Here is a 19,353-nt window from a genome sequence, read left to right on the forward strand (position 1 = left end):
TTCTTACTCCGGCATCAGCGCGAACAGCTGCTCCAGCAGCGCCCGACGCTCCTCCGGGGTCATCGGGCGTGGACGGGCGAGATCCTCCAGGAAGGCCGTCCGCAACACCACCCCCAGATATCGCCCCTCATAGAACACATGCCAGTCGATGAAGGTCTGGCGGACCCCGATGGGATCTACCTGGTCGAAGAACAGGTTCCCCAACCCGTAGTGGATGAACCACCCCGGCCCCACCTCAAAGGTCTGCGCGTGGTGGCCCTGGCTGCCGCTGACGATCACCGCCCCCAGATCCCGCCAGAACCGGAAGTCCTGGACCTGCTGAGGGGTCGGGGCGTAGTCGTAGAACTCCCAGTATTGGAGGGTGACGATGGGGAGCCATCCCTCCGCCCGCAGGCGACGGACGGCCTCATGGAGTTCCGGCACGCACGGGGCCGCCCCCGGCTCCGTCGGGGTGGCCCAGTCGTAATCCGGGCCCACCGGGTTGCAACCCACGAAGGCCAGGCGGTTCCCGTTGTGCTCGATCTGCAGCGGCCGCAGGGCCTCCTCCAGGTTCTCCCCACCCCCGTAATAGCGCATCCCCAGACGCCGGTAGAGGGCCAGCGTCTTCCGCAACGGCTCCTTCCCGTAGTCCGCCAGGTGGTTCCCGGTGAGCTCCACGATGTCCGTGCCGATGTAGGTCAACAGCTCCACGTAACGGGGATCGCTGCAGAACACCACCCCGCTCCGTGGCCGCGGAGGCGGACACGCTTCCCAGAACGAGACCTCGTTGCTGATGTGGGTGAGATCGGCCCCCTGCAGCCATGGAGCGATGTCCCGCGCGGGGAACAGGACCCCGTAACGCTCCATCTGAACCGCCGTGCCCCGCACCAGGGCGGTGACCCCTGTCATCGCCAGGATCGTCATCCGACCCTCATCCCGGTTCGTGAGCTCGCCCACCGCCCGCCGGAGTTCCACCACCGGGAACCCTGGGGGAACCGCCTCCACACCGAACCCCACGGCCAGCGGATACCGCCGGGGATCCAGGCCGCGCTCCATCGGGGAGAGGCCGTCCACCGCGATCACCTTCAGCCGGGGCTCCAGGCGGTGGAAGGGGACCAGGGCCCAGGCCGGGCGCGTCGCCCACAGGCGATCCACCAGCTCCGCCTCCGGAACCGGGATCACGACCTGGGGATCCGGAGGCCCCCACCACGCCGCAAACAGCCGCATGGTCTCCGGGGCGACGAAGAGAGGCCCAGGGAGGCTGGCCTGACCCTGCCAGCGCGCCCGCAACGCGGCGAAGGAAACCCCGTCGGTCACGGTGGGGAACGGCGCGGCCAGCGCGTAGATCCACACCCCCAGACGCCCGGGGGCGTCCGGGGAGACGGGACCGATCTCCACCCCGGAATCGCCGACCCCCCAGCGGGGATCCCGGGCGAGGCGTTGCGTGATCTCCGACCGCACCTCCTCCGGAAGGGCCGGATGCAGACGGATCGGCCAGCGGGCCGGCGTCGGGGTCGGCGAGGGGACCGGGGAAGGCGCCCCCATAGGGGTAGGATCCGGCGGCGCAGCGGATTCCCCCCAGGCCCCGCACCCGGCCAGGAAGACCAGCAGCAGGATCCGCCCCAAGCCCTTCTTAAGGGAAAGGATTCCGGAGGACGTGTCATCGCGATGCGAGGAAGATGGGGACCGGACAACCCCGCCCGCGCCGACCCGGCCCCGACGGGTTGGGATCTGCGTTCGCTTCCGGTCGCTCACGGCGAGACATCCTCCACCAGCCGGATGGGGACCTCCCGCACCTGGCCGTTCACGATCCGGAAGGCCCGCAGACGCCATTCCCCCTGGACCGGGGCGGCGATCAGGTAGACGGACTCCGGGTAATAGGCCTCGGCCACGTCGGTCGGAGAAGGGACTGGGGGGCCGTGGGGATGGGAATGATAGATCCCCACCAGCTCCCAGCCCCGGGACTCCAGCTCCTGCACCACCCGGATGAGATCCTCGGGGTGGACGCGGTAGCGGACCGGGCTGGCCAGCTCGTTGCGGACCGGATACACCCGCAGCACCCGGCGGCCCATGCCTCCGAGCAGCCCGCAGGCCTCCAGGGGCCACTCCGCCTGGACGTGGGCGAGGATGCGGCCCGCATCCGCCGGGGTCAGAAGGAGGGGTTCCGTTTCCGGATCCAGATGGCCCATGCGCCCTCCCCAATCGGCTCCACCCGGAGCACCTCGTCCCCCTGCACGGCCACGCTGCGGGGGACGTTGCGGGTGGCCGGCTCGTAATCCACCAGCACCCGGAGCACCTGGCCCACCTCCAGCTCCTCCAGGGCCAGGCGCGTCTTCACGTAGGTATACGGGCATACCTCCCCCCGGATGTCCAGCTCCCGGGTCGGGCGGAGCGCCTGGACTTCCCGTTCCTCCTGCATCCGATGCCCCTCCGGAGATCCAGATCCCGCTCAGCCGAGGAGCCCACCTCCGGCCCTTCGCAACCGGACCCCCTCATGTTATCCTGGACAAGGGCGATTCGGGGAATCTCTCCCTTAGGATCCGGGAAGCCCGCCCCGGGCCGTTTCCGGATCACCGGCTGAGACGGTAAAACGAGTGAAGGCCGCAGGCCGGACCCGACAGGGACGGAGCGATGCGGTCCCCCTGTCAGGATGGGGATCCTTCCTTAGGGGGTGCGCTGCCCGATGCGCGACTATCGCTATCTCACACTCGATTGTTACGGAACTTTGATCGACTGGCGGACGGGGCTTGCCGAGCATCTCGGCGGGCTCCTGCGCCGGCATGGGGTGGACCCGGCGCCGGAGGAGCTGCTTCGGGTGTATGTGGAGGAGGAGCACCGCCTGGAGTCAGGCCCTTACCGGCGGTATCGGGAGATCCTGATGGAGAGCGCCCGGGCGACCGCCGCCCGCTTCGGGGTTTCCCTGTCCGAGGCCGAGGCAAGGCGCTTCGCCGAGAGCCTCCCGAGCTGGCCGCCCTTCCCCGACACCGTGGACGGCCTAAAGGCGTTCCGGGTGCTGGGCTTCCGCCGGGTGATCCTCTCCAACGTGGACCGGGATCTGCTGGCGGAGACGGTGCGGCGTCACGGCCTGGAGATCGATGGCGCCATCACCGCGGAGGACACCCGCACCTACAAGCCCAACCCCCAGCATTGGCTGGCCTTCTGCGCCCGCTACGGCGCCCGCCGGGAGGAGATCCTGCACATCGCTCAGAGCCTCCTCCACGATATCCGGCCGGCCCTCCAGCTGAAGATCGACTGCGTCTGGCTGAACCGCTATCGGGAGCCGGTCCCCGAGGACGTGCGGCCCACCGAGATGTTCTACGACATGGACGCCCTGGTGGGCTGGTTGCTGACGCGATGAGTCGACCCAATCCCCTCGCACGTGGATCCGGGAGGTCGCATGCGCATCTTCATCACCGGAGGAGCCGGGTTCCTCGGCTCCGCCCTGGCCAACCGCCTGGTCCGCGAAGGCCACACCGTGCTGGTCCTGGACGATCTCAGCGCTGGGGATCCCCAGCGCCTGGATCCGCAGGTGGTGTTCCACCGGGGGGACGTCCGGGACGTCCCCCGGCTCTGGACCCTGCTGCAGGGGGTGGACCTGGTGTATCATCTGGCCGCGCGGGTCTCGGTGCCGGAGTCCATCCTGTATCCCCGCATCTATCAGGACGTGAACGTGGGCGGGACGGTGGCCCTGCTGGAGGCGATGCGGGATGCGGGGGTGAGGCGGCTGGTGCTGGCCTCCTCCGGGGCCGTGTATGGGGATCAGCCGGTGCAGCCGGTCCACGAGGATCTCCTGCCCCGTCCGCGCTCGACCTACGCGGTAACCAAGCTGGCGGCGGAGCACTTCGTCCTGACCCTGGGGCGCCTGTGGGGGTTTGAGGTCGTCGTGCTGCGGATCTTCAACGCTTACGGGCCGGGCCAGCCCCTGCCCGTCGCCCATGCCCCCGTCACCACCCGCTTCCTCCAGCAGGCCATCGAGGGAGGCACCCTGGTGATCTTCGGGGACGGCCGGCAGACGCGGGATTTCGTGTATGTGGAGGATGTGGTGGAGGCCCTGGTCGCCGCCGGCCAGCGTCCGGATCTCAACGGGGAGATCCTCAACATCGGCAGCGGACGGGAGACCTCCATCAACGAGCTGGCGGAGATGGTGATGCGGGCGGTGGGCCGACGCGTCCCGGTGGTCCACAGCCCGGCCCAGGACGGGGGAGTGGCCCGGCTGTGCGCCGACCTCCGCAAAGCCGCACAGCGACTGGGATATCGCCCGAAAGTCTCCTTAGAGGAGGGCTTGCGGCGGATGCTCCGGGAGGACCCCCGCTTTCGAATCTCCGGATGAGGTGGGTGAGCGGGGCGGGCCGCGCGGCCCGCCCCGGGGGTTCCCTCTCGTTCCCTATTCCGCGAGGTGACAGGCCACCCAGTGGCCGGGGCGGACCTCCCGCCACTCGGGCTCCACGCGCTTGCAGATCTCCTGAGCGATAGGACATCGGGGATGGAACCGGCACCCGCTGGGGGGGTTGACCGGGCTCGGCACCTCCCCCCGCAGGATGATCCGCTGCCGGCGGGCCTCCACCGCGGGGTCCGGCACCGGGACGGCGGAGAGCAGGGCCTGGGTGTAGGGGTGCAACGGGTTCTCATACAGCTCGATGCGGTCCGCCAGCTCCACGATCTTGCCCAGATACATCACCGCCACCCGGTCGCTGATGTGCCGGACCATGGCCAGGTCGTGGGCGATGAAGAGATACGTGAGATGGAAGCGCTCCTGGAGCTCCTGCAGCAGGTTGACGATCTGAGCCTGGATGGAGACGTCGAGGGCGGAGATGGGCTCGTCGCACACGATGAAGTCCGGCTGGAGGGCCAGGGCGCGGGCGATGCCGATGCGCTGGCGCTGGCCGCCGGAGAACTCGTGGGGGTAGCGGTCGGCGAAGACCGGGTTGAGCCCGACCAGGCGCAACAGCTCTTCCACCCGCTCCCGGGCCTCCTTGCCCCGGGCGATCCCGTGGATCTCCAGGGGTTCGGCGATGATCTGGCCCACCGTCATCCGCGGGTTCAGGGAGGCGTAGGGATCCTGAAAGATGATCTGCATGCGACGCCGCATGCGCCGCAGCTCGCCCCCCTTCAGCTGCGTCAGATCCACCCCATCGAAGATCACCCGCCCGCGCGTCGGCCGGTGCAGCTGCAGGATGGTCCGGCCGACGGTGGACTTCCCGCAACCGGATTCCCCGACCAGCCCCAGGGTCTCCCCCCGCCGGATCTCGAACGACACGCCATCCACCGCGTGGACGTAGCCGATGGTGCGGGTGAAGATGATCCCCCGGGTGATGGGGAACCATTTCACCAGATTCTCCACTCGGAGCAACACCTGTCCGTTCCGGTTCACCGCGGCCTCCCGGTTGTGACGTCGACCCAGCAGGCGATCCGATGATGCGGGGCGACCTCTTCCAGCTGGGGGTTCTCCTCCCAGCAGCGATCGATGGCGTAGGGGCAGCGCGGCGCGAAGGGGCAGCCCCGCGGCAGCTCCAGCAGGTCCGGGGGCATCCCATCGATGGACACCAGCCGCCGGCGCTCCCGCCGGTCCAGACGGGGGAGGGAGCCCAGCAGGCCCAGGGTGTAAGGATGGCGCGGGTTGTGATACAGCTCGAGGACCGGTGCCTCCTCCACGATGTAGCCGGCATACATCACCGCCACCCGGTGGGCCAGCCCGGCCACCACCCCCAGATCGTGGGTGATCCAGATGATGGCCATCCCCAGCTCGTCCCGCAGGCGCTTCACCAGATCGATGATCTGAGCCTGGATGGTCACATCGAGGGCGGTGGTGGGCTCGTCGGCGATGAGGATCTGGGGATGGCAGGCCAGGGCCATCGCGATCATCACCCGCTGCCGCATCCCTCCGGAGAACTGGTGGGGATAGTCGTTCAGACGCTCCTCGGCGTTGGGGATCCCCACCATCCGGAGGAGCTCAATCGCCCGCCCGCGGGCCTCCCGGGGGGACATGTTGAGGTGGGTCTCCAGCACCTCGGTGATCTGGCGCCCGATGGTGAGGACGGGGTTGAGGGAGGTCATGGGGTCCTGGAAGACCATGGCGATCTTGGAGCCGCGGATGCGACGGATATCCGCCTCATCCAGCTTCAACAGGTCCACCCCCTGAAAGAGGACCTGCCCCCGGGTGATGCGGCCGGGGGGCTGGGGGATCAGGCGCAGGATCGAGAGCATCGTCACGCTCTTGCCGCTGCCCGATTCCCCAACGATCCCCAGCGTCTCCCCTTCGTTCAGCTGGAAGGAGACTCCGTTCACCGCATGCACCACGCCATCCCGCGTGAAGAAACGCACCTCCAGATCCCGAACATCCAGAAGGGGCGGCATCGGTTCCACGCCTCATGGCAAAGGATCTACGCTTCCCAGCCCATCCGGAGCCTCCCCGGAGTGACGCGCTTCGCTCTCCGCCTCCGCGCCGCGCCCGGCGAGGCTCCGAACCCGGGTCGCAAGGGAATGATAGAAAGGCTTGAGGGACTCGTCAAGATCTCTCAACCCGATGGATCCGGACGTTCGCCCGGGGAGAAAGCCGGGCGACAGAACCCCGAACCTCCACCCCCGACCCCAGGCCGCCCGCATCGTTGATCCGGGCTCCTTCGGTTTAAGATGCCGGATGTTGTTACAATTAGGCCGGCAAGGAGACCCCAAAAAGGCCCTGCCGAAAACCCTCTTCCCGGGGAGGTTCCCATGATGGCTGTCCGATGGTGGAGCGCGGTGGCGCTGATCCTCGGCCTGCTCCTCGCCGCGTGCGCGCCTGCAGGCCCGGCCGGTCCCCAGCGCATCACATTGAAGATGGAGGAATACCGTTTCGATCCCGCCACCATCACGGTGAAGGCCGGCCAGGAGGTGCGCCTCACCCTGGTGAACCAGGGCAAGGAGACCCACGAGCTGATGATCGGCCGGGAGCTGAAGACTGAAAACGGCCGGCCCGCGGGCTTCCATCAGAACTTCTTCGAAGGGATCACTGTGAAAGCCGAGCGAGGCGGGAAAGCCATTGACGTCCGGGAGCTGATGGAAGAAGAGGAGGAAGAGCACGGCTTCATGGTCGTCCTGGAGCCCGGAAGCGAGCCGGTGACCCTCATCTTCACCGTCCCGGCGGACAAGGCCGGTGAGTGGCAGATGGGCTGCTTCGAGAACGACGGGGCCCACTGGGACCTGGGGATGCAGGGCAAGTGGATCGTCCAGCCCTGATCCGGGCGGACGATCACCCGGACACGCAGGGATGATCCCGGATGTAGAAGCGCCAGGGCCGGGTGCGGGCCAAAACATCCCCCCGCACCCGGATGCGGGGGCTGGTGGCCACCTGTTCCTCCGGGACCGGCTCGCCGGCTTCGAGCCACAGCCGGGCGTCGGGGGCGCATAGATCGTGGCCGTTGAACCGTCGGTCGATGCCCAGCCCGGCGCACACGCGCCCCGGCCCCCGCAGCCAGTCCCGCATGGGGATCCCCCGCCGTCGACGGGCGATCCAGTCCAGCCCTTCCTCCGGCTCCAGAGCCCGGATCAGAATGGCGGCCGGGAACCCCTCCCGCTCGGTGACCACGTTGAGGCAGTAGTGCTGACCGTAGATGAAATACACGTAGGCGTAACCGGGCGGACCATACATCACGGCGTTCCGGGGGGTCCGGCCGACGGCGGCGTGGGAGGCCTGATCGTCCTCCCCGATGTAGGCCTCCACTTCCACAATGCGCCCGGAGATCCGCCGCTTCCCCACCATGCGCACCAGCCGCCGGCCCAGCAAGTCCCGCGCTACCTCCAGGGTGGGCCGCGCGAAGAACGATCGGGGCAGGCGCTGCATCGTCTCCGGCGCCGGCGCGGCGCTCTCCCGGATCTCCCATCGGCGATCCTTCACCCCGCTTCCCTCCTCCGGGACGCCTCGGGCCGGAACCCCAACCCGGCGAGCCAGGCCACGGGATCGGAGGCCCGCAGGAGCGGCTCCTCCAGGATCACCCCGTGGAACCCCAGGGCCGCGGCCTCCGCGACCTCTTGAGGCGAACGGATCCCCCCGGCGAGCAGGACGAGCGCCGACTCCGGGAGGACGGGGCGCAGCCGGGCCGGCAGCGCCGGGTCCACCGTGAAAGTGCGCCAGTCCCGCCGCTGGACAATGAGGGCCTCCACGCCCGCCGCCCGGGCCCTTTCCACCTCCTCCTCCGTGCGGACCTCGGCCAGGACCGACAGGCCGCACTCGGAAGCGGCCTCCAGGAGGGCCTGCAGGCCGGAGGGGCTCAGCATCGTCAGGCTGATCCAGATGGCGTCCGCCCCGAAGGCCCGCGCCTCCAGGACCTGGAAGGGATCCAGGAAGAAATCGTGGCGGATCACGGGGAGGTCAAGCCGCCGGCGCAGCAACGCCTGTTTGACCGCCGCCAGATGCTCCAGACGGCCCTGGTAGTAGCGAGCGTCCGTCATCACCACCAGGGCGGCGACGCCGCCGGCGGCCAGGGTGAGGGCCAGCCCTACCGGGTCATACCCGGGGCGCAGGAGCCCTTCGAAGGGCGCGGCTCGCATCAGGGCGGCCACCGGACGGGGGCTCGCAGGCCGATCCGGGAAGACGGCGCGAAGGGAGATGGGGGCGGGCCACATCCGGGCTTGCAGGCGCAACACCCCTTCGTCCAGCACCCGACGGCGCCGGGCCAGCTCCGCCCGCTTGTCCTCCAGGATCAGCTCGAGGAAGCGGCCCCGCCGTCGGGCCCGTTCCCAGACGCTCATGCGCTCTTCGACGAGGATCGGGCGGTGGTCTTCGCGACGCGCCCCTTGCGGGACGGGGAGGTCTCCCCGCTGAGGCGCTGGTAGAGGGCGAGCAGATTCCGCTGATGGAGCTGCGGCGCCAGGCCGTTCAGCGCGATGCGGGGGATCCCGCAGCTCTCCACATCGATCTCCCGCAACGCCTCCCGCGGCTTCTTCTGCTGGATGTGTCGTCGGACCTCCCGGACGATGGCGGTCAGGTAGTTGATGTGCCCCTGGATCACGTCCGGCGCCTCCCCCCGCAGGATGGGATCGCCGTGGCCGGGGACGATGGTCTCCACCGGCAGATCCCGGATCCGCTGGAGGGTGGCGATGGTCTGATCCACATCCCCATCCACAATGTAGGGGATGGGCATCATCACATCCCCGGTGAAGAGGATGCGGTCCTCCCGGACGTAGACCGCCAGCCCATCCGGGGAGTGCCCGGGGGCGTGGAACAGGTGGAGGGTTTTGTTGCCCAGCCGCAGCAGGAGATCCCCTTCCTCCACCACGACATCGGGGAGGCGCAGGGTGAGGGCGGCGAAGCTCGGATCCTGGGCCCGGGCCTGCTGGAGCGCCTGTTCCCCATGGGTTTCCAGGCGCTGCCGGCAGAGGGCGTGGGCGATCACCACCGCCTGTGGGAAGAGACAGGCGCCCAACGTGTGGTCCGTGTGGTAATGGGTGAGGATCAGGTAAACCGGGCGCCCCTCCGCCAGCGCCTTCACCAGCCGGACGATCTCCCGCGTCTCCTCCGGGAAGGGGAGGGTATCGATCACCGCCACCCCCTCGGAGGCCAGCACCACCCCCGCGTTGACCTGGGCGTAGAAGTCGCTGGTGAAGACGTAGATGTCATCGGTGATCCGATCGCGTTGCATCGCGAAGCCACGCCCCCATCGCAGGATCCCCACGGGGGGCATTTTAAAGGGGAGGCAGGAGGCCGTCAAACCGATGCGGACCATCTGTTGCCTTCCCGGGATCCGGCTCAAATAATAAAGCGCAGATCTCCGTAAGGAGGGGAGGCCTATGGAAGGGGGAGAGGGACGGGTGGTGCTGATCACCGGCGCGAGCAGCGGGATCGGGGCGGCCACGGCCCGCCTGCTGGCCCGCCAGGGGATGCGCGTCGTCCTCACCGCCCGGCGCCAGGACCGCCTGGAGGCCCTGGCCCGGGAGATCGAGAGGGAGGGCGGCGCTGCCCTGGCCATCCCGGCGGACCTGAGCGATCCCTCCGCCCGCGAGGCCCTGGTGGATCAGGTGGAAGCCCGCTGGGGGCCAGTGGAGGTGCTGATCAACAACGCCGGCTTCGGCTACTATGCCACGGTGGAGGACACCCCGTGGGAGGTCGTCCGACGGATGTTCGAGGTGAACATCCTGGCCATGATCCACCTCACCCAGCGGGTGGTGCCCGGTATGCGGCGGCTGGGGCGCGGGCACATCCTCAACATCGCCTCCGTGGCGGGCTACATCTCGACGCCGCCGCTGACCGTCTACTCCGCCACCAAGTTCGCTGTGGTGGGCTTCAGCGAGGGTCTGCGGCGGGAGCTGGAGCCCCACGGCATCCACGTCACGGTCATCAGCCCCGGCCCGGTCCGCACGGAGTTCGGACGGGCGGCCAGCGGGCTGGAGGTGGATCCGGGGGAGGTGCCGGGGGGGCTGGCCCCGGAGGTCATCGCCCGGGCCATCGCCCGCGCCCTGCGCCGGCCGGTTCCGGAGATCGTCATCCCCGCGCGCTACATCCCAGCCATCTGGATCAACCGGGCGCTGCCCCGGCTGGTGGACTGGGGGGCGGCGCGCCAGGGCCGCGCCTGGCTCCGTCACCTGGAGGAAGCCCGCCGCTCAGGGAGCCGTTCCGCGGCTTAGCGCAGAAACCATGAAACCTTGCTCGCTCACCTTCCCTCTCACTAAAATGGCAGGGGAGGAGGCTTCGAATGGCGTGGACGGTGGAGGATCTGCGGGATCTGGCGGAGCTGTTGCGGGCGCATCCCGAGTGGCGGGAGCCCCTGTGGGCCCTGCTGGCCTCGGAGGAGGTGCGGCGGATGCCCGAGCGGATGGAGCGGAGCTTTCAGCGGGCCGCCCGCCTCATCCTGGCCCTCTACCGCGCCCAGCGGCAGCACTACAAGGAGTTCATCGCCCATCGGGCCGAAACCGATCGCCGTTTCGCCGAGCTGGCCGAGGCAATCCGCAACCTGAGTGAATCCTTCGCCATCCACCGCGCTGAAACCGACCGCCGTTTCGCCGAACTGGCCGAAGCCCAGCGCCGGCACTACGAGGAATTCGTCACCCACCGCGCCGAAACCGACCGCCGCTTCGCCGAACTGGCCGAAGCCGTCCGCCGCCTGAGCGAATCTTTCGCCGCCCACCGCCAGGAGTTCCTTGAATACCGCGCTGAAACCGACCGCCGCTTCGCCGAACTCGCCGAAGCCCAGCGCCGCACCGAGGAATCCCTGGCCGCCCATCGCGCTGAAACCGACCGCCGTTTCGCTGAACTGGCCGAAGCCCAGCGCCGGCATTACGAGGAATTCGTCGCCCACCGCGCCGAAACCGACCGCCGCTTCGCCGAGCTCAGCGCCGAGGTCCGCGCCTTGGCCGAAGCCCAGCGCCGCACGGAGGAGATCCTCCAGCAGGTCCTTCTGCGCCAGGAACAGTTCCAGCGCACCCTGGACCACTTCGGCCAGATCATCGGCCCCATCACCGAAGAACATATGGTCCAGGCCCTCCAGGAATGGATCGCCCAGCAGGGCGGCACCCTGCTGACCCCCGTGGTCTCCATCACCCTGGACGGCCTCGGCGAGGTCGATGGCCTGGCCCGGGCCCGCCTGCCCGACGGCCGGGAGGCCTGGTTGTTAGTCTCGGCCAAAGCGAAGGTGTGGGCCCGCTCCATTACCGAGTTCGTGGAGCGGATCCTGCGGCACCCGGAAGCCCGCGAGCGCCTGCAGGCCCAGGGGGTGGGGGATCCGGTGCTGCCGGTGGTGTTCGGACGGGCCCTGGATCATCGGGCCCTGGAGGCGGCACAGCGGGCGCGGGTCGGGCTGCTCATCGGGCGGCAGGGGATGCTCGTCCCCCCCGCCCTCTGGTCCCTCTCGGAGGGCAAACCCCTGGGATAAGGAGAGGATCTCCCGATCGGGCAGGCGGGGATCGGAATCCGCCGTTCACGGGCTTTAGGGTTCGGGTCGAAATGAATTTCGACCCACGCGGGGGATGCCCTCAGCGGAGCCGCGGGCGCTCCTCCCGATCCCCGTTCCGCTCCTGCACCAGGCGGAGGATCACCGGCTCAATCCCCAGGATGTTGGGGACGTGGAAGTCCACCCCATCCGTCGCGTCCCCATCCACCAGGATGGTGATCATCCCCAGCGCCCGCGCCGGCCGGAGGTTGCGGGGGGAGTCGTCCACGAAGACGCACTCGGGGCCTTGGGCCCGCAGGTGTTGCAGGATCCGCCGATAGGCCTCCGGGTCAGGCTTGTTGCAGTAGTCCAGGCGGCGCACATCCAGGATGATCGGGAAATGATGGGCGACCCTCAGGCGTTCGAGCACCCGGCGGGCGTGCTCCTCGCTGGCGTTGGTGAAGATCACCTTGGTCAGCGGGATGCGCGCCAGCATGGCGTCCAGAGCCGGGTCGGGCTGGAGGTAATCCTCCAGCGGGACATCGTGCACATACGCCAGATAATCCTCAGGGTCGATGTGGTATTCCTCCATCAGCCCGCGCAGGGTGGTGCCGTATTGGGCGTAGTAACGCTGCCGCAAGGCCTCCGCCTGCTCCGGGGGAAAGCCCAGGCGCTCCACCATATAACGACCGATCCGCTCGCTGATGAGATCCATCAGCCCGGAGCGCCGGGGGTAGAGGGTATCGTCCAGATCCAGGATCAAATACCGCAACCGGGGGCCGCCCATCGCCCTTCCCTCCGCCCAGCTTCCCCCTTGAAGGGATGTTCAGTTTAATGCGGGAAGGACACGGCGGCAAAAACTTCGCACCTGAGCGGCCGCGGGGCGCGTTTACCGGGACGGCTCCCGCGTGGCCCTCGGGGGCCGGGAAGAGCCGTCTGGGGAGGAGATGGAGTTGACGACGACCCCGATCAGGTCATAGGTCATAGCCCCGGTGATGCGGACGGGGAGGAACTGCCCGACGGGCCACTCCCCCTCCACCAGCACCAGCCCGTCGATCTCCGGCGCGTCCCGATACGTTCGCCCCACGCTCAGGCCGTCCCCCACGCCTTCGATCAGCACCTCCAGGGTCTTCCCCACCAGCGCCTGGTTCTTGCGCAGGGAGATCGGCTGCTGGGCGGCCATCAGGCGCTCGTAACGCTCCTGTTTGACCTCCTCGGGCAGATGGCCCGGCTGGCGGGCGGAGGGGGTCTCCGGCTCATAGGAGTAAGTGAAGCAGCCCATGCGGTCGAACTCCAGATCCCGGACGAAACGGAGCAGCGCCTCGAACTCCTCCTCCGTCTCGCCGGGATAGCCGACGATGAAGGTAGTGCGGAGGGCGATGTCCGGCATGGCGCGGCGGAGCTTCTCGACGGTGCGATACACCCACTCGATGTTCGCCGGGCGCCGCATCCGGCGCAGCACAGCGGGATGGCCATGCTGCAGGGGGATGTCCAGATAGTGGGCGACCTGAGGGTAGCGGGCCATCACCTCGATCAGGCGATCGGAGACCGCGCCCGGGTAAGCATACATGATGCGGATCCACTTCACCTCGGGGACACGCTGCACCAGCCCTTCGATCAGGGTGGGCAGCCCATCCCGCATGCCCAAATCATGGCCGTAATCTGTGGTGTCCTGGGCGATGAGGATGAGCTCCCGCACCCCCTGGTCCACCAGCCGGCGGGCCTCCGCCCAGATGGCCTCCGGCGGCCGGCTGACCGCGGGGCCTTTGATCAGGGGAATGGCGCAGAACGCGCAGGGGCGGCGGCACCCGTCCGCGATCTTCAGGTAGGCGCTCGCCCCCTGCACCGCGGCCCGCAGCACCCCCCGCTCCTCCCGGCGGATCGGCCCTTCGTCCGGGATGTGGAAAAGGGGCTCCGGGGCGGAGCGCCCGCGCAGGGCCTCGATGAACTCCAGGATGTCCATCCAGCGACGGGTGCCGATCACGCCGTCGATCCCCGGCACCTCCTCCACCAGACGGGCCCCCCACCGCTGGGCCAAGCATCCGGCGGCGATGAGCAGCTGGCCCTTCTTCTTCCGGGCCGCGAGCTCCCGCAACACCCGCAGGGATTCCTGGCGGGCCGCCTCGATGAAGCCGCAGGTGTTCACGATGAGGACATCGGCCCGGCCGGGGCGCTCGGTCGCCTCATAGCCGGCCCCCTCCAGGAGCTGGGCCATGCTGGCCGAGTCAACGGCGTTCTTGGCGCAGCCCAGGGTGATCAGATGATAACGCCTCCCGGCGCGACGAGACATTCCTCTCCCCCCACGTTACGGCGAGCGGGACCAGGTTTTGCGGACGATCTCCCCGCGCCCGCCCAGGGGAGCCTCCGGCCGGCCGTTCAGGCTCACCTGAAGGGCAGCGGCGTTTCCGGTCTCTAAGCCGATGGTGGAGCGGGCCTCCCAGGTTCGGGTCTCCCCGGGCCGCAGCAGGCCCTGATAGACCACCTGCCCGTCGGCGAGGATCCGGACCCAGACGTGCTCGGCGGCGGTCACCTCCAGCCGGAGAAGGGGCGCGCCGGCTGCCGGCAGCGGCGTGCCGGTTGGGCGCGCCACGGCGCCCGGGGCGATGCCGGTCGGCGAGGGCGGGAGGGCGCCGGGGCGAGGCAGCCAGCGGGTTCGAACGACCCCGAAGAGCCCGGCGAGGATCAGGAGCGCGATCCCCAGGGCGGCCAGGCGACGCCAGGGGACCGCCGGGCGGGCGGGGATCGGGGCGAGCTCGAACATCGAGGGCATCGCAGACGGCCGAGCCGGCGGGAGGGCCCCCGGGACGCCGTCCCATTCCGCGAGGAGGGCCTCCGCGTCCAGCCCCAGCCAGCGGGCGTAGCGGCGCAGGAACCCGCGGGCGTGGGCCGGGCTGGGCAGGAGGGAGAAGGCCTCGCGCTCCAGGGCCTCCAGATAGGCCCGCTTGATGCGGGTTTGCGCCGCGGCCTCCTCCAGAGAAAACCCCCGGGCCTCCCGGGCGGCGCGCAAGCGATCCCCGATGCCCACCTTATCCCTCCCGTTCCACCACCACCTGCACCTGCGCGGTGATCTCAGGCCCCAGCCGCACCGTCACCGGGTGCGTCCCCAGGGTGCGGATCGGCTGATCCAGCTCGATCCGGCGGCGGTCCACCTCCACGCCCAGCTGCTGGGCGATGGCCTCCGCGATCTGCTGCGAGGTGACGGAGCCGTAGAGCCGATCCCCCTGGCCGGCCCGGGCCCGGATCGTGACCGTCGCCCCCTGGAGACGGGCGGCCGTCTCCCGAGCGGAGCTCAGCTGGCGGATCCGCCGCTGTTCCATCGCCTGACGGGTTTCCGCGGCATGGCGGATCAGCCCTTCGGTGGCCGGGACGGCCAGGCCCTTCGGGATGAGATAGTTGCGCGCGTAGCCGTCCGCCACCTCCTTCACTTCGCCGGACCGCCCCAGGTGCGGCACATCCCGCAGCAGGACCACTTTCATCCCCGGATCCTCCTGACAGAGATCCACCCACGGGCCTCCCGGGCGCGCTGCTCAGGGGCCCGCTTCCGAGAAGGGTATCTTAGCAGGGAAGCGATGGCCGGACAACCGGCCTTCGGCGCTGAAGGTTCGCTCCGCAGCCTGGATCCGCATCTTCCCCTCTGGCTGGCGGAGATCCAGAGATCGAAGGCGCTCCACGAATCATCCGTGTGGCACCCGAATTCGCGTCGCAGGGCTTCGTCAGGGCGGCCGCCCCCCTTGACAAAACGCGGGAAACCCTTTATGCTGGGATTAGAACATTTGTTCTAATCGGAGGCGGCGATGGCCCTTCGGGATCGGCTGCTCACGTTCCTGGAGGCTTACTGGGAGACCCACGGTTACGGCCCCACCCTGGAGGAGATCCGGCGCCACGTGGGGCTCTCCTCCCGCTCCCATGTCCTCTATCACCTGCGGGCCCTGGCCCAGGAAGGCCGGGTCCAGCAGGAGCCCGGCAAGCATCGCACGTGGCGCCCGACCGATCGCTCCGCCTCCCGCATCTCGATCCCCCTGAAAGGCGTGGTCCCCGCCTCCCATCCGGATCAGGTGGATGAGGTGGTGCCGCAGGAGCTCGGGGATCTATGGCTCCCCACCGCATGGGTCCCTCCGCGCTGTCGGTTCGCCCTCTGGGTGCGGGGGGACTCCATGATCGGCCTCGGGATCCGTCCTTTCGACATCGTCCTGGTCGAGCCGGTCTCCCCGGAGGAAGTCCGTTCCGGGGATCTGGTGGTGGCGCGGGTGAAGGGCCGCAACCAGATGACCCTGAAGCAGCTGGTTCAGGATCCGGAGACCCGGACGTGGTGGCTGCGGCCCGCCCATCCGGAGCTGGCGCCCGTGCGGATGGACTGGCAGACGTGGACCCTGGAGGGCCGCGTGGCTTTCCGGTTCGGGCCGGTGCGGGATCTGGGGAGCATCACGGCGGCCTAACTGGATAAAAGGTGCCACACGAATGATTCGTGGAGCACCTTAAGGCGGCGCCGCGCTCCCTTCCTCGCAGGCGGAGAGGAGGCGTCCGGATGAAGCGGCGGTGGCTGGAGGCCCAGGCGGATCTGGTGGAGCAGGTGCTCTGGCAGCATCGATCGCCCGGGCGGGTGACGGGCGGCCGGCTCACGCCGACGACCATCTTTTTTCAGATCGTCCCCGCCCCCGGCGTCCGCTGGTCGCGCCTGAAGGGGCTGGCGGAGGAGCTGGCTCTGGCCCTCGGGGTGCCCAGCGTGCGGATCCAGCGGGAGGGGCCGGTGGTGCAGCTGGAGATCCCCCGGCCCGATCCCCAGACGGTGCGCTTCCTCCCGCTGATGGAACAGGTCCGCCGGACGCTGGCCCGCTACCCGCTCTACACCGCCCTCCTCGGGCTGGCCGCGGACGGCGCGCCGCTGCTGATCCGCCTGACCAGCCCGCAGGTCGCCCACATCCTGATCGCCGGGACCACGGGGTCGGGCAAGACGTCGCTGGCCCGGACGATGCTGGCCAGCCTGGTGTTGACCCATCGGCCCGCTCAGCTCGCCTTGATGCTCCTGGATCCCAAGGGGACGGCCTTCGCGGCCTTCCGCGAGCTCCCCCACGTGCAGGCCTTCGTCCCGGGGGATCCCTCGGAGGCGGCCGCATGCCTGGAGGAGGCGGTCCGGCGGATGGAGCGTCGCGCGCAGGAGGGGATCTCGACCCCTCGCCTGCTGATCGTCATCGATGAGCTGGGGGATCTGGTGCAGCAGGGAGGACGGGAGGTGGGCGCGCTGCTGGCCCGGCTGGCCCAGCGGGGCCGGGAGGCGGGGATTCATCTCCTGGCCTGCACCCAGAAGCCGTCGGCGGCGTTGCTGGGCGGGCAGCTGACCGCCAACTTCCCCGCCCGCCTGGTCGGACGGGTGGTCTCGGCGGAGGACGCGCGGGTGGCGGCGGGGATCGGCGGGACCGGTGCGGAGCGTCTGCAGGGGAAGGGGGATTTCCTGGCGGTGGTGGGCGGAACGGTCACCCGTTTCCAGGCGGCGTATCTGGCGCCCGAGGAGCTCCGCGCCGTGCTCCGGCAGAGAACGGCGAATGAGAGGGGATGAACAACGCTCGCATGCGGCTTGCGGTTCGCGATCTCGAACAGGAGGTCACAGATGCGGACGGCGTGGCTGGGATTGTTCGGGATGCTCTGCGCGGTCGCCTTCGGGATCACGGGGGCGATCTGGGTGGGGCTTCATCTCGGCGGGTGGGGGCTGGCGGTGATCACCGGGCTCGCCCTGGGGATCCCGGTGGCCGTTCTGCTGCTCTCCGCACGGCCCCGGCCGGCCGTCTGGGTCGGGGAACCGGTGACGGCACCCTGGGTGGAACGCGATCCCGCGCCCGGGATCACCAGCGGAGCGCCCTGGGCCGCCCCGGCGAACGGCTGGGGGATGGCCCCCCCAGGCCGGGGGCCCTTCGGGCTTCCCTTCCCAACGATCCCCTGGATCTCCTGGATCGCCTGGATGCCCGGGCCGCCCGCGCCGGAGCCCCACCGCGGGGGATGGCCCCTTCTGCCCCCTCCGGCGCCCCGGACCTTCACGGTGATCGGGGAGGATGGGGAGGAGTGAAGCCGCTGGGGAGGCCACCGGAAGGGCCTCCCCAGCGCTTCAGTTCTCCTGGAAGATGTGCTACGCTCAGGCGCGCGAGGCGCAAATGGAGAGAGGCGTCGCGTCAGGCCAAGAGGCGGTGGGGCATACTCCGGCGCAGGTCCCGGGCAACGGTCGCTGGAGGATGTCTCCTCCGACGCGATCTTCTGCTCTTTCCTCCCACCTCGTCTTGCGAGTGACAAGGATCATCGCCTTGTAGGAGCCTCACCCGTGACCCGATTCCTGGGCGGAGCGCGTTACCCCCCAGCGTTCTGGCTGCTGTTCTGGGGGACATGGATCAGCGCGACGGGCGGGAGCATGGTCTGGCCTTTCCTGACGCTGTATCTCCGGCAGCGTCTGGCCACCCCATTGACGCAGATCACCATGCTGCTCACCCTGAACGCAGTAACGGGTCTGGTGACCACCGCCATCGCGGGTCTGGTGGTGGATCGTTTCGGCCGGAAGGGGGCGATGGTCATCGGCCTGCTGGGCTCCGGCCTGGCCATGCTGGGGATGATCCCGGCCGCCTCCCTGGCGGCGTGGGCGGCGCTGATGGCCCTCATGGGAGGGTTCGGCCCGGTTTATCGGGTGGGAGGCGATGCCATGGTCGCCGACTTGATCGAGCCCTCTCAACGGGCCTCCGCCTACGCCCTGTTGCGCATGATCGCCAATCTGGGGGTGGCCGTCGGCCCGGCCATCGGGGGCTTCATCGTCTCCGCCTCTTACACCCTGGCCTTCATCCTGGGTGGCCTTGCCCAGATCCTTTTCGCGGCGCTGGTGCTCCTGCGGGTGCGGGAGACCCGCCCGTCCACCCCCGAAGGTCCTCGTCCGCTCCGCCGAGGGGAAGGGTATGAGATCGTCCTGCGGGATCGGCTGTTCCTGGCCTTCTGCGGGCTTTACACCCTGGCCGGGATGGCCTATGCGCTGATGATGGTGCTGCTGCCGGTCTACGTGAAGGAGAACTACGGGGTGCCGGAGCGGCTGTATGGGTTCATCATGACCACCAACGCGGCCATGGTGGTGGGATTGCAATACGGGATCACCCGGCTGGCGGGCCGTTTCCCTGCGCTGTCGGTGCTGGCCGTGGGCGCTCTGTTTTACGCCCTGGGGGTGGGGAGCGTGGCCCTGGGGCGGAGCTTCCCGGCCTTTCTGTTCAGCATGGTCCTGCTCACCATCGGGGAGATGCTGATGATCCCCACGGCCACCACCCTGACGGCGAACCTGGCCCCTCCGGCCGCGCGGGGCCGGTATATGAGCGTGTATGGGCTCACGTGGGGGCTGGGATTCGGGGTGGGGCCGGTGATCGGAGGGCTGTTGCACGATCAGGTCGGGCCCATGGCCATCTGGTGGGGCGGGGCCGGGATGGCCCTCCTGGCCGCGCTGGGATTCCTCTGGCTCGCGCGCCGATCCCCACCGGCTTGGGCCCCGGGAGGGGCGCGCCCGTCTCCTGAGTGAGCC

21 protein-coding genes are annotated in these 19,353 nt (G+C 69.3%); 9 read left to right on the forward strand and 12 right to left on the reverse strand.

Going from position 1 to position 19,353, the window contains the following annotated elements:
* Positions 1 to 3: 3 nt before the first annotated feature.
* The 3 genes from KNN16_RS12070 to KNN16_RS12080 all read right to left on the reverse strand — a co-directional run bounded on the left by KNN16_RS12070 (position 4) and on the right by KNN16_RS12080 (position 2,398).
* Positions 4 to 1,605: a CapA family protein gene (locus KNN16_RS12070; RefSeq protein WP_303897176.1), complete on the reverse strand. Its 1,602-nt coding sequence runs from the start codon at positions 1,603 to 1,605 to the stop codon at positions 4 to 6.
* A 125-nt stretch (positions 1,606 to 1,730) separates the two neighbouring features.
* Positions 1,731 to 2,168, reverse strand: a complete 438-nt coding sequence (locus KNN16_RS12075; RefSeq protein ID WP_303897178.1) for a M67 family metallopeptidase — start codon at positions 2,166 to 2,168, stop codon at positions 1,731 to 1,733.
* On the reverse strand, positions 2,129 to 2,398 hold the full coding sequence (locus KNN16_RS12080; protein WP_299283615.1) for a sulfurtransferase TusA family protein: 270 nt from the start codon (positions 2,396 to 2,398) through the stop codon (positions 2,129 to 2,131). Before KNN16_RS12080 ends, KNN16_RS12075 begins: the two co-directional genes overlap by 40 nt.
* A gap of 264 nt (positions 2,399 to 2,662) precedes the next feature.
* Between KNN16_RS12080 and KNN16_RS12085 the strand changes: the two genes are divergently transcribed.
* Both KNN16_RS12085 and KNN16_RS12090 read left to right on the forward strand, forming a co-directional pair.
* Complete coding sequence (locus KNN16_RS12085; protein WP_299283617.1) at positions 2,663 to 3,337, forward strand: haloacid dehalogenase type II; 675 nt, start codon at positions 2,663 to 2,665, stop codon at positions 3,335 to 3,337.
* Positions 3,338 to 3,376: 39 nt separating this feature from the next.
* Positions 3,377 to 4,309 carry an NAD-dependent epimerase/dehydratase family protein gene (locus tag KNN16_RS12090; protein WP_303897179.1) on the forward strand — a complete coding sequence of 311 codons (933 nt, stop codon included), beginning with the start codon at positions 3,377 to 3,379 and terminating at the stop codon, positions 4,307 to 4,309.
* A gap of 54 nt (positions 4,310 to 4,363) precedes the next feature.
* Here the strand turns inward: KNN16_RS12090 and KNN16_RS12095 are convergent, their stop codons facing one another.
* Together KNN16_RS12095 and KNN16_RS12100 are read right to left on the reverse strand one after the other, a co-directional pair.
* Complete coding sequence (locus KNN16_RS12095) at positions 4,364 to 5,350, reverse strand: ABC transporter ATP-binding protein (RefSeq protein WP_143597632.1); 987 nt, start codon at positions 5,348 to 5,350, stop codon at positions 4,364 to 4,366.
* On the reverse strand, positions 5,347 to 6,333 hold the full coding sequence (locus tag KNN16_RS12100; RefSeq protein WP_299283623.1) for an ABC transporter ATP-binding protein: 987 nt from the start codon (positions 6,331 to 6,333) through the stop codon (positions 5,347 to 5,349). Before KNN16_RS12100 ends, KNN16_RS12095 begins: the two co-directional genes overlap by 4 nt.
* A 357-nt stretch (positions 6,334 to 6,690) precedes the next feature.
* Between KNN16_RS12100 and KNN16_RS12105 the strand changes: the two genes are divergently transcribed.
* Positions 6,691 to 7,194, forward strand: a complete 504-nt coding sequence (locus KNN16_RS12105; protein WP_303897180.1) for a cupredoxin domain-containing protein — start codon at positions 6,691 to 6,693, stop codon at positions 7,192 to 7,194.
* A gap of 13 nt (positions 7,195 to 7,207) precedes the next feature.
* On the opposite strand, the gene KNN16_RS12110 is transcribed toward KNN16_RS12105, so the two are convergent.
* From KNN16_RS12110 to KNN16_RS12120, 3 genes are read right to left on the reverse strand one after another with little or no spacing between them, the layout of a single operon-like run.
* Positions 7,208 to 7,852 carry a DNA-3-methyladenine glycosylase gene (locus KNN16_RS12110; RefSeq protein ID WP_299283627.1) on the reverse strand — a complete coding sequence of 215 codons (645 nt, stop codon included), beginning with the start codon at positions 7,850 to 7,852 and terminating at the stop codon, positions 7,208 to 7,210.
* Complete coding sequence (locus KNN16_RS12115) at positions 7,849 to 8,706, reverse strand: indole-3-glycerol-phosphate synthase (RefSeq protein ID WP_303897181.1); 858 nt, start codon at positions 8,704 to 8,706, stop codon at positions 7,849 to 7,851. Before KNN16_RS12115 ends, KNN16_RS12110 begins: the two co-directional genes overlap by 4 nt.
* Complete coding sequence (locus KNN16_RS12120; RefSeq protein ID WP_303897183.1) at positions 8,703 to 9,596, reverse strand: MBL fold metallo-hydrolase; 894 nt, start codon at positions 9,594 to 9,596, stop codon at positions 8,703 to 8,705. Before KNN16_RS12120 ends, KNN16_RS12115 begins: the two co-directional genes overlap by 4 nt.
* Before the next feature lie 148 nt (positions 9,597 to 9,744).
* On the opposite strand from KNN16_RS12120, the gene KNN16_RS12125 reads away from it, so the two are divergent.
* Both KNN16_RS12125 and KNN16_RS12130 read left to right on the forward strand, forming a co-directional pair.
* Entirely contained in the window at positions 9,745 to 10,578 is an 834-nt protein-coding gene (locus tag KNN16_RS12125; RefSeq protein ID WP_303897184.1) for an SDR family oxidoreductase, read from the forward strand.
* Between the two features lie 68 nt (positions 10,579 to 10,646).
* Entirely contained in the window at positions 10,647 to 11,822 is a 1,176-nt protein-coding gene (locus tag KNN16_RS12130) for a hypothetical protein (RefSeq protein ID WP_303897185.1), read from the forward strand.
* Between the two features lie 100 nt (positions 11,823 to 11,922).
* On the opposite strand, the gene KNN16_RS12135 is transcribed toward KNN16_RS12130, so the two are convergent.
* From KNN16_RS12135 to rplI, 4 genes are all read right to left on the reverse strand, one after another.
* Positions 11,923 to 12,606 (reverse strand): pyrimidine 5'-nucleotidase, encoded by a 684-nt coding sequence (locus KNN16_RS12135; protein ID WP_299283636.1) that lies wholly within the window; start codon positions 12,604 to 12,606, stop codon positions 11,923 to 11,925.
* 102 nt (positions 12,607 to 12,708) lie between these two features.
* Positions 12,709 to 14,109, reverse strand: coding sequence for a 30S ribosomal protein S12 methylthiotransferase RimO (gene rimO / locus KNN16_RS12140; RefSeq protein WP_303897187.1), 1,401 nt, complete (start codon positions 14,107 to 14,109; stop codon positions 12,709 to 12,711).
* Between the two features lie 15 nt (positions 14,110 to 14,124).
* Positions 14,125 to 14,844: a helix-turn-helix domain-containing protein gene (locus tag KNN16_RS12145; protein ID WP_299283638.1), complete on the reverse strand. Its 720-nt coding sequence runs from the start codon at positions 14,842 to 14,844 to the stop codon at positions 14,125 to 14,127.
* A 1-nt stretch (position 14,845) separates the two neighbouring features.
* The gene (rplI, locus tag KNN16_RS12150; RefSeq protein ID WP_303897188.1) at positions 14,846 to 15,295 is read right to left on the reverse strand and encodes a 50S ribosomal protein L9; all 450 of its coding nucleotides are present in this window, start codon (positions 15,293 to 15,295) and stop codon (positions 14,846 to 14,848) included.
* A gap of 318 nt (positions 15,296 to 15,613) precedes the next feature.
* Between rplI and KNN16_RS12155 the strand changes: the two genes are divergently transcribed.
* The 4 genes from KNN16_RS12155 (at position 15,614) to KNN16_RS12170 (ending at position 19,350) form a co-directional block, all read left to right on the forward strand.
* Positions 15,614 to 16,255, forward strand: coding sequence for a LexA family transcriptional regulator (locus KNN16_RS12155; protein WP_299283640.1), 642 nt, complete (start codon positions 15,614 to 15,616; stop codon positions 16,253 to 16,255).
* An 89-nt stretch (positions 16,256 to 16,344) separates the two neighbouring features.
* Entirely contained in the window at positions 16,345 to 17,373 is a 1,029-nt protein-coding gene (locus KNN16_RS12160; RefSeq protein WP_299283641.1) for a DNA translocase FtsK, read from the forward strand.
* A gap of 51 nt (positions 17,374 to 17,424) precedes the next feature.
* On the forward strand, positions 17,425 to 17,877 hold the full coding sequence (locus KNN16_RS12165) for a hypothetical protein (RefSeq protein WP_303897189.1): 453 nt from the start codon (positions 17,425 to 17,427) through the stop codon (positions 17,875 to 17,877).
* A gap of 249 nt (positions 17,878 to 18,126) precedes the next feature.
* Entirely contained in the window at positions 18,127 to 19,350 is a 1,224-nt protein-coding gene (locus KNN16_RS12170) for an MFS transporter (RefSeq protein WP_303897191.1), read from the forward strand.
* Positions 19,351 to 19,353 lie beyond the last annotated feature (3 nt).

The sequence above is a fragment of the Thermoflexus hugenholtzii genome (genome assembly GCF_018771565.1).
Lineage (GTDB): Bacteria > Chloroflexota > Anaerolineae > Thermoflexales > Thermoflexaceae > Thermoflexus > Thermoflexus hugenholtzii_A.

Coding starts and splice junctions, on each gene's coding strand:
- KNN16_RS12130 (WP_303897185.1), top strand. CDS start 10,647: ATGGCGTGGACGGTGGAGGATCTGCGGGATCTGGCGGAGCTGTTGCGG.
- KNN16_RS12085 (WP_299283617.1), top strand. CDS start 2,663: ATGCGCGACTATCGCTATCTCACACTCGATTGTTACGGAACTTTGATC.
- KNN16_RS12120 (WP_303897183.1), bottom strand. CDS start 9,596: ATGCAACGCGATCGGATCACCGATGACATCTACGTCTTCACCAGCGAC.
- KNN16_RS12165 (WP_303897189.1), top strand. CDS start 17,425: ATGCGGACGGCGTGGCTGGGATTGTTCGGGATGCTCTGCGCGGTCGCC.
- KNN16_RS12155 (WP_299283640.1), top strand. CDS start 15,614: ATGGCCCTTCGGGATCGGCTGCTCACGTTCCTGGAGGCTTACTGGGAG.
- KNN16_RS12105 (WP_303897180.1), top strand. CDS start 6,691: ATGATGGCTGTCCGATGGTGGAGCGCGGTGGCGCTGATCCTCGGCCTG.
- KNN16_RS12075 (WP_303897178.1), bottom strand. CDS start 2,168: ATGGGCCATCTGGATCCGGAAACGGAACCCCTCCTTCTGACCCCGGCG.
- KNN16_RS12080 (WP_299283615.1), bottom strand. CDS start 2,398: ATGCAGGAGGAACGGGAAGTCCAGGCGCTCCGCCCGACCCGGGAGCTG.
- KNN16_RS12100 (WP_299283623.1), bottom strand. CDS start 6,333: ATGCCGCCCCTTCTGGATGTTCGGGATCTGGAGGTGCGTTTCTTCACG.
- KNN16_RS12135 (WP_299283636.1), bottom strand. CDS start 12,606: ATGGGCGGCCCCCGGTTGCGGTATTTGATCCTGGATCTGGACGATACC.
- KNN16_RS12125 (WP_303897184.1), top strand. CDS start 9,745: ATGGAAGGGGGAGAGGGACGGGTGGTGCTGATCACCGGCGCGAGCAGC.
- rplI (WP_303897188.1), bottom strand. CDS start 15,295: ATGAAAGTGGTCCTGCTGCGGGATGTGCCGCACCTGGGGCGGTCCGGC.
- KNN16_RS12115 (WP_303897181.1), bottom strand. CDS start 8,706: ATGAGCGTCTGGGAACGGGCCCGACGGCGGGGCCGCTTCCTCGAGCTG.
- KNN16_RS12160 (WP_299283641.1), top strand. CDS start 16,345: ATGAAGCGGCGGTGGCTGGAGGCCCAGGCGGATCTGGTGGAGCAGGTG.
- rimO (WP_303897187.1), bottom strand. CDS start 14,109: ATGTCTCGTCGCGCCGGGAGGCGTTATCATCTGATCACCCTGGGCTGC.
- KNN16_RS12090 (WP_303897179.1), top strand. CDS start 3,377: ATGCGCATCTTCATCACCGGAGGAGCCGGGTTCCTCGGCTCCGCCCTG.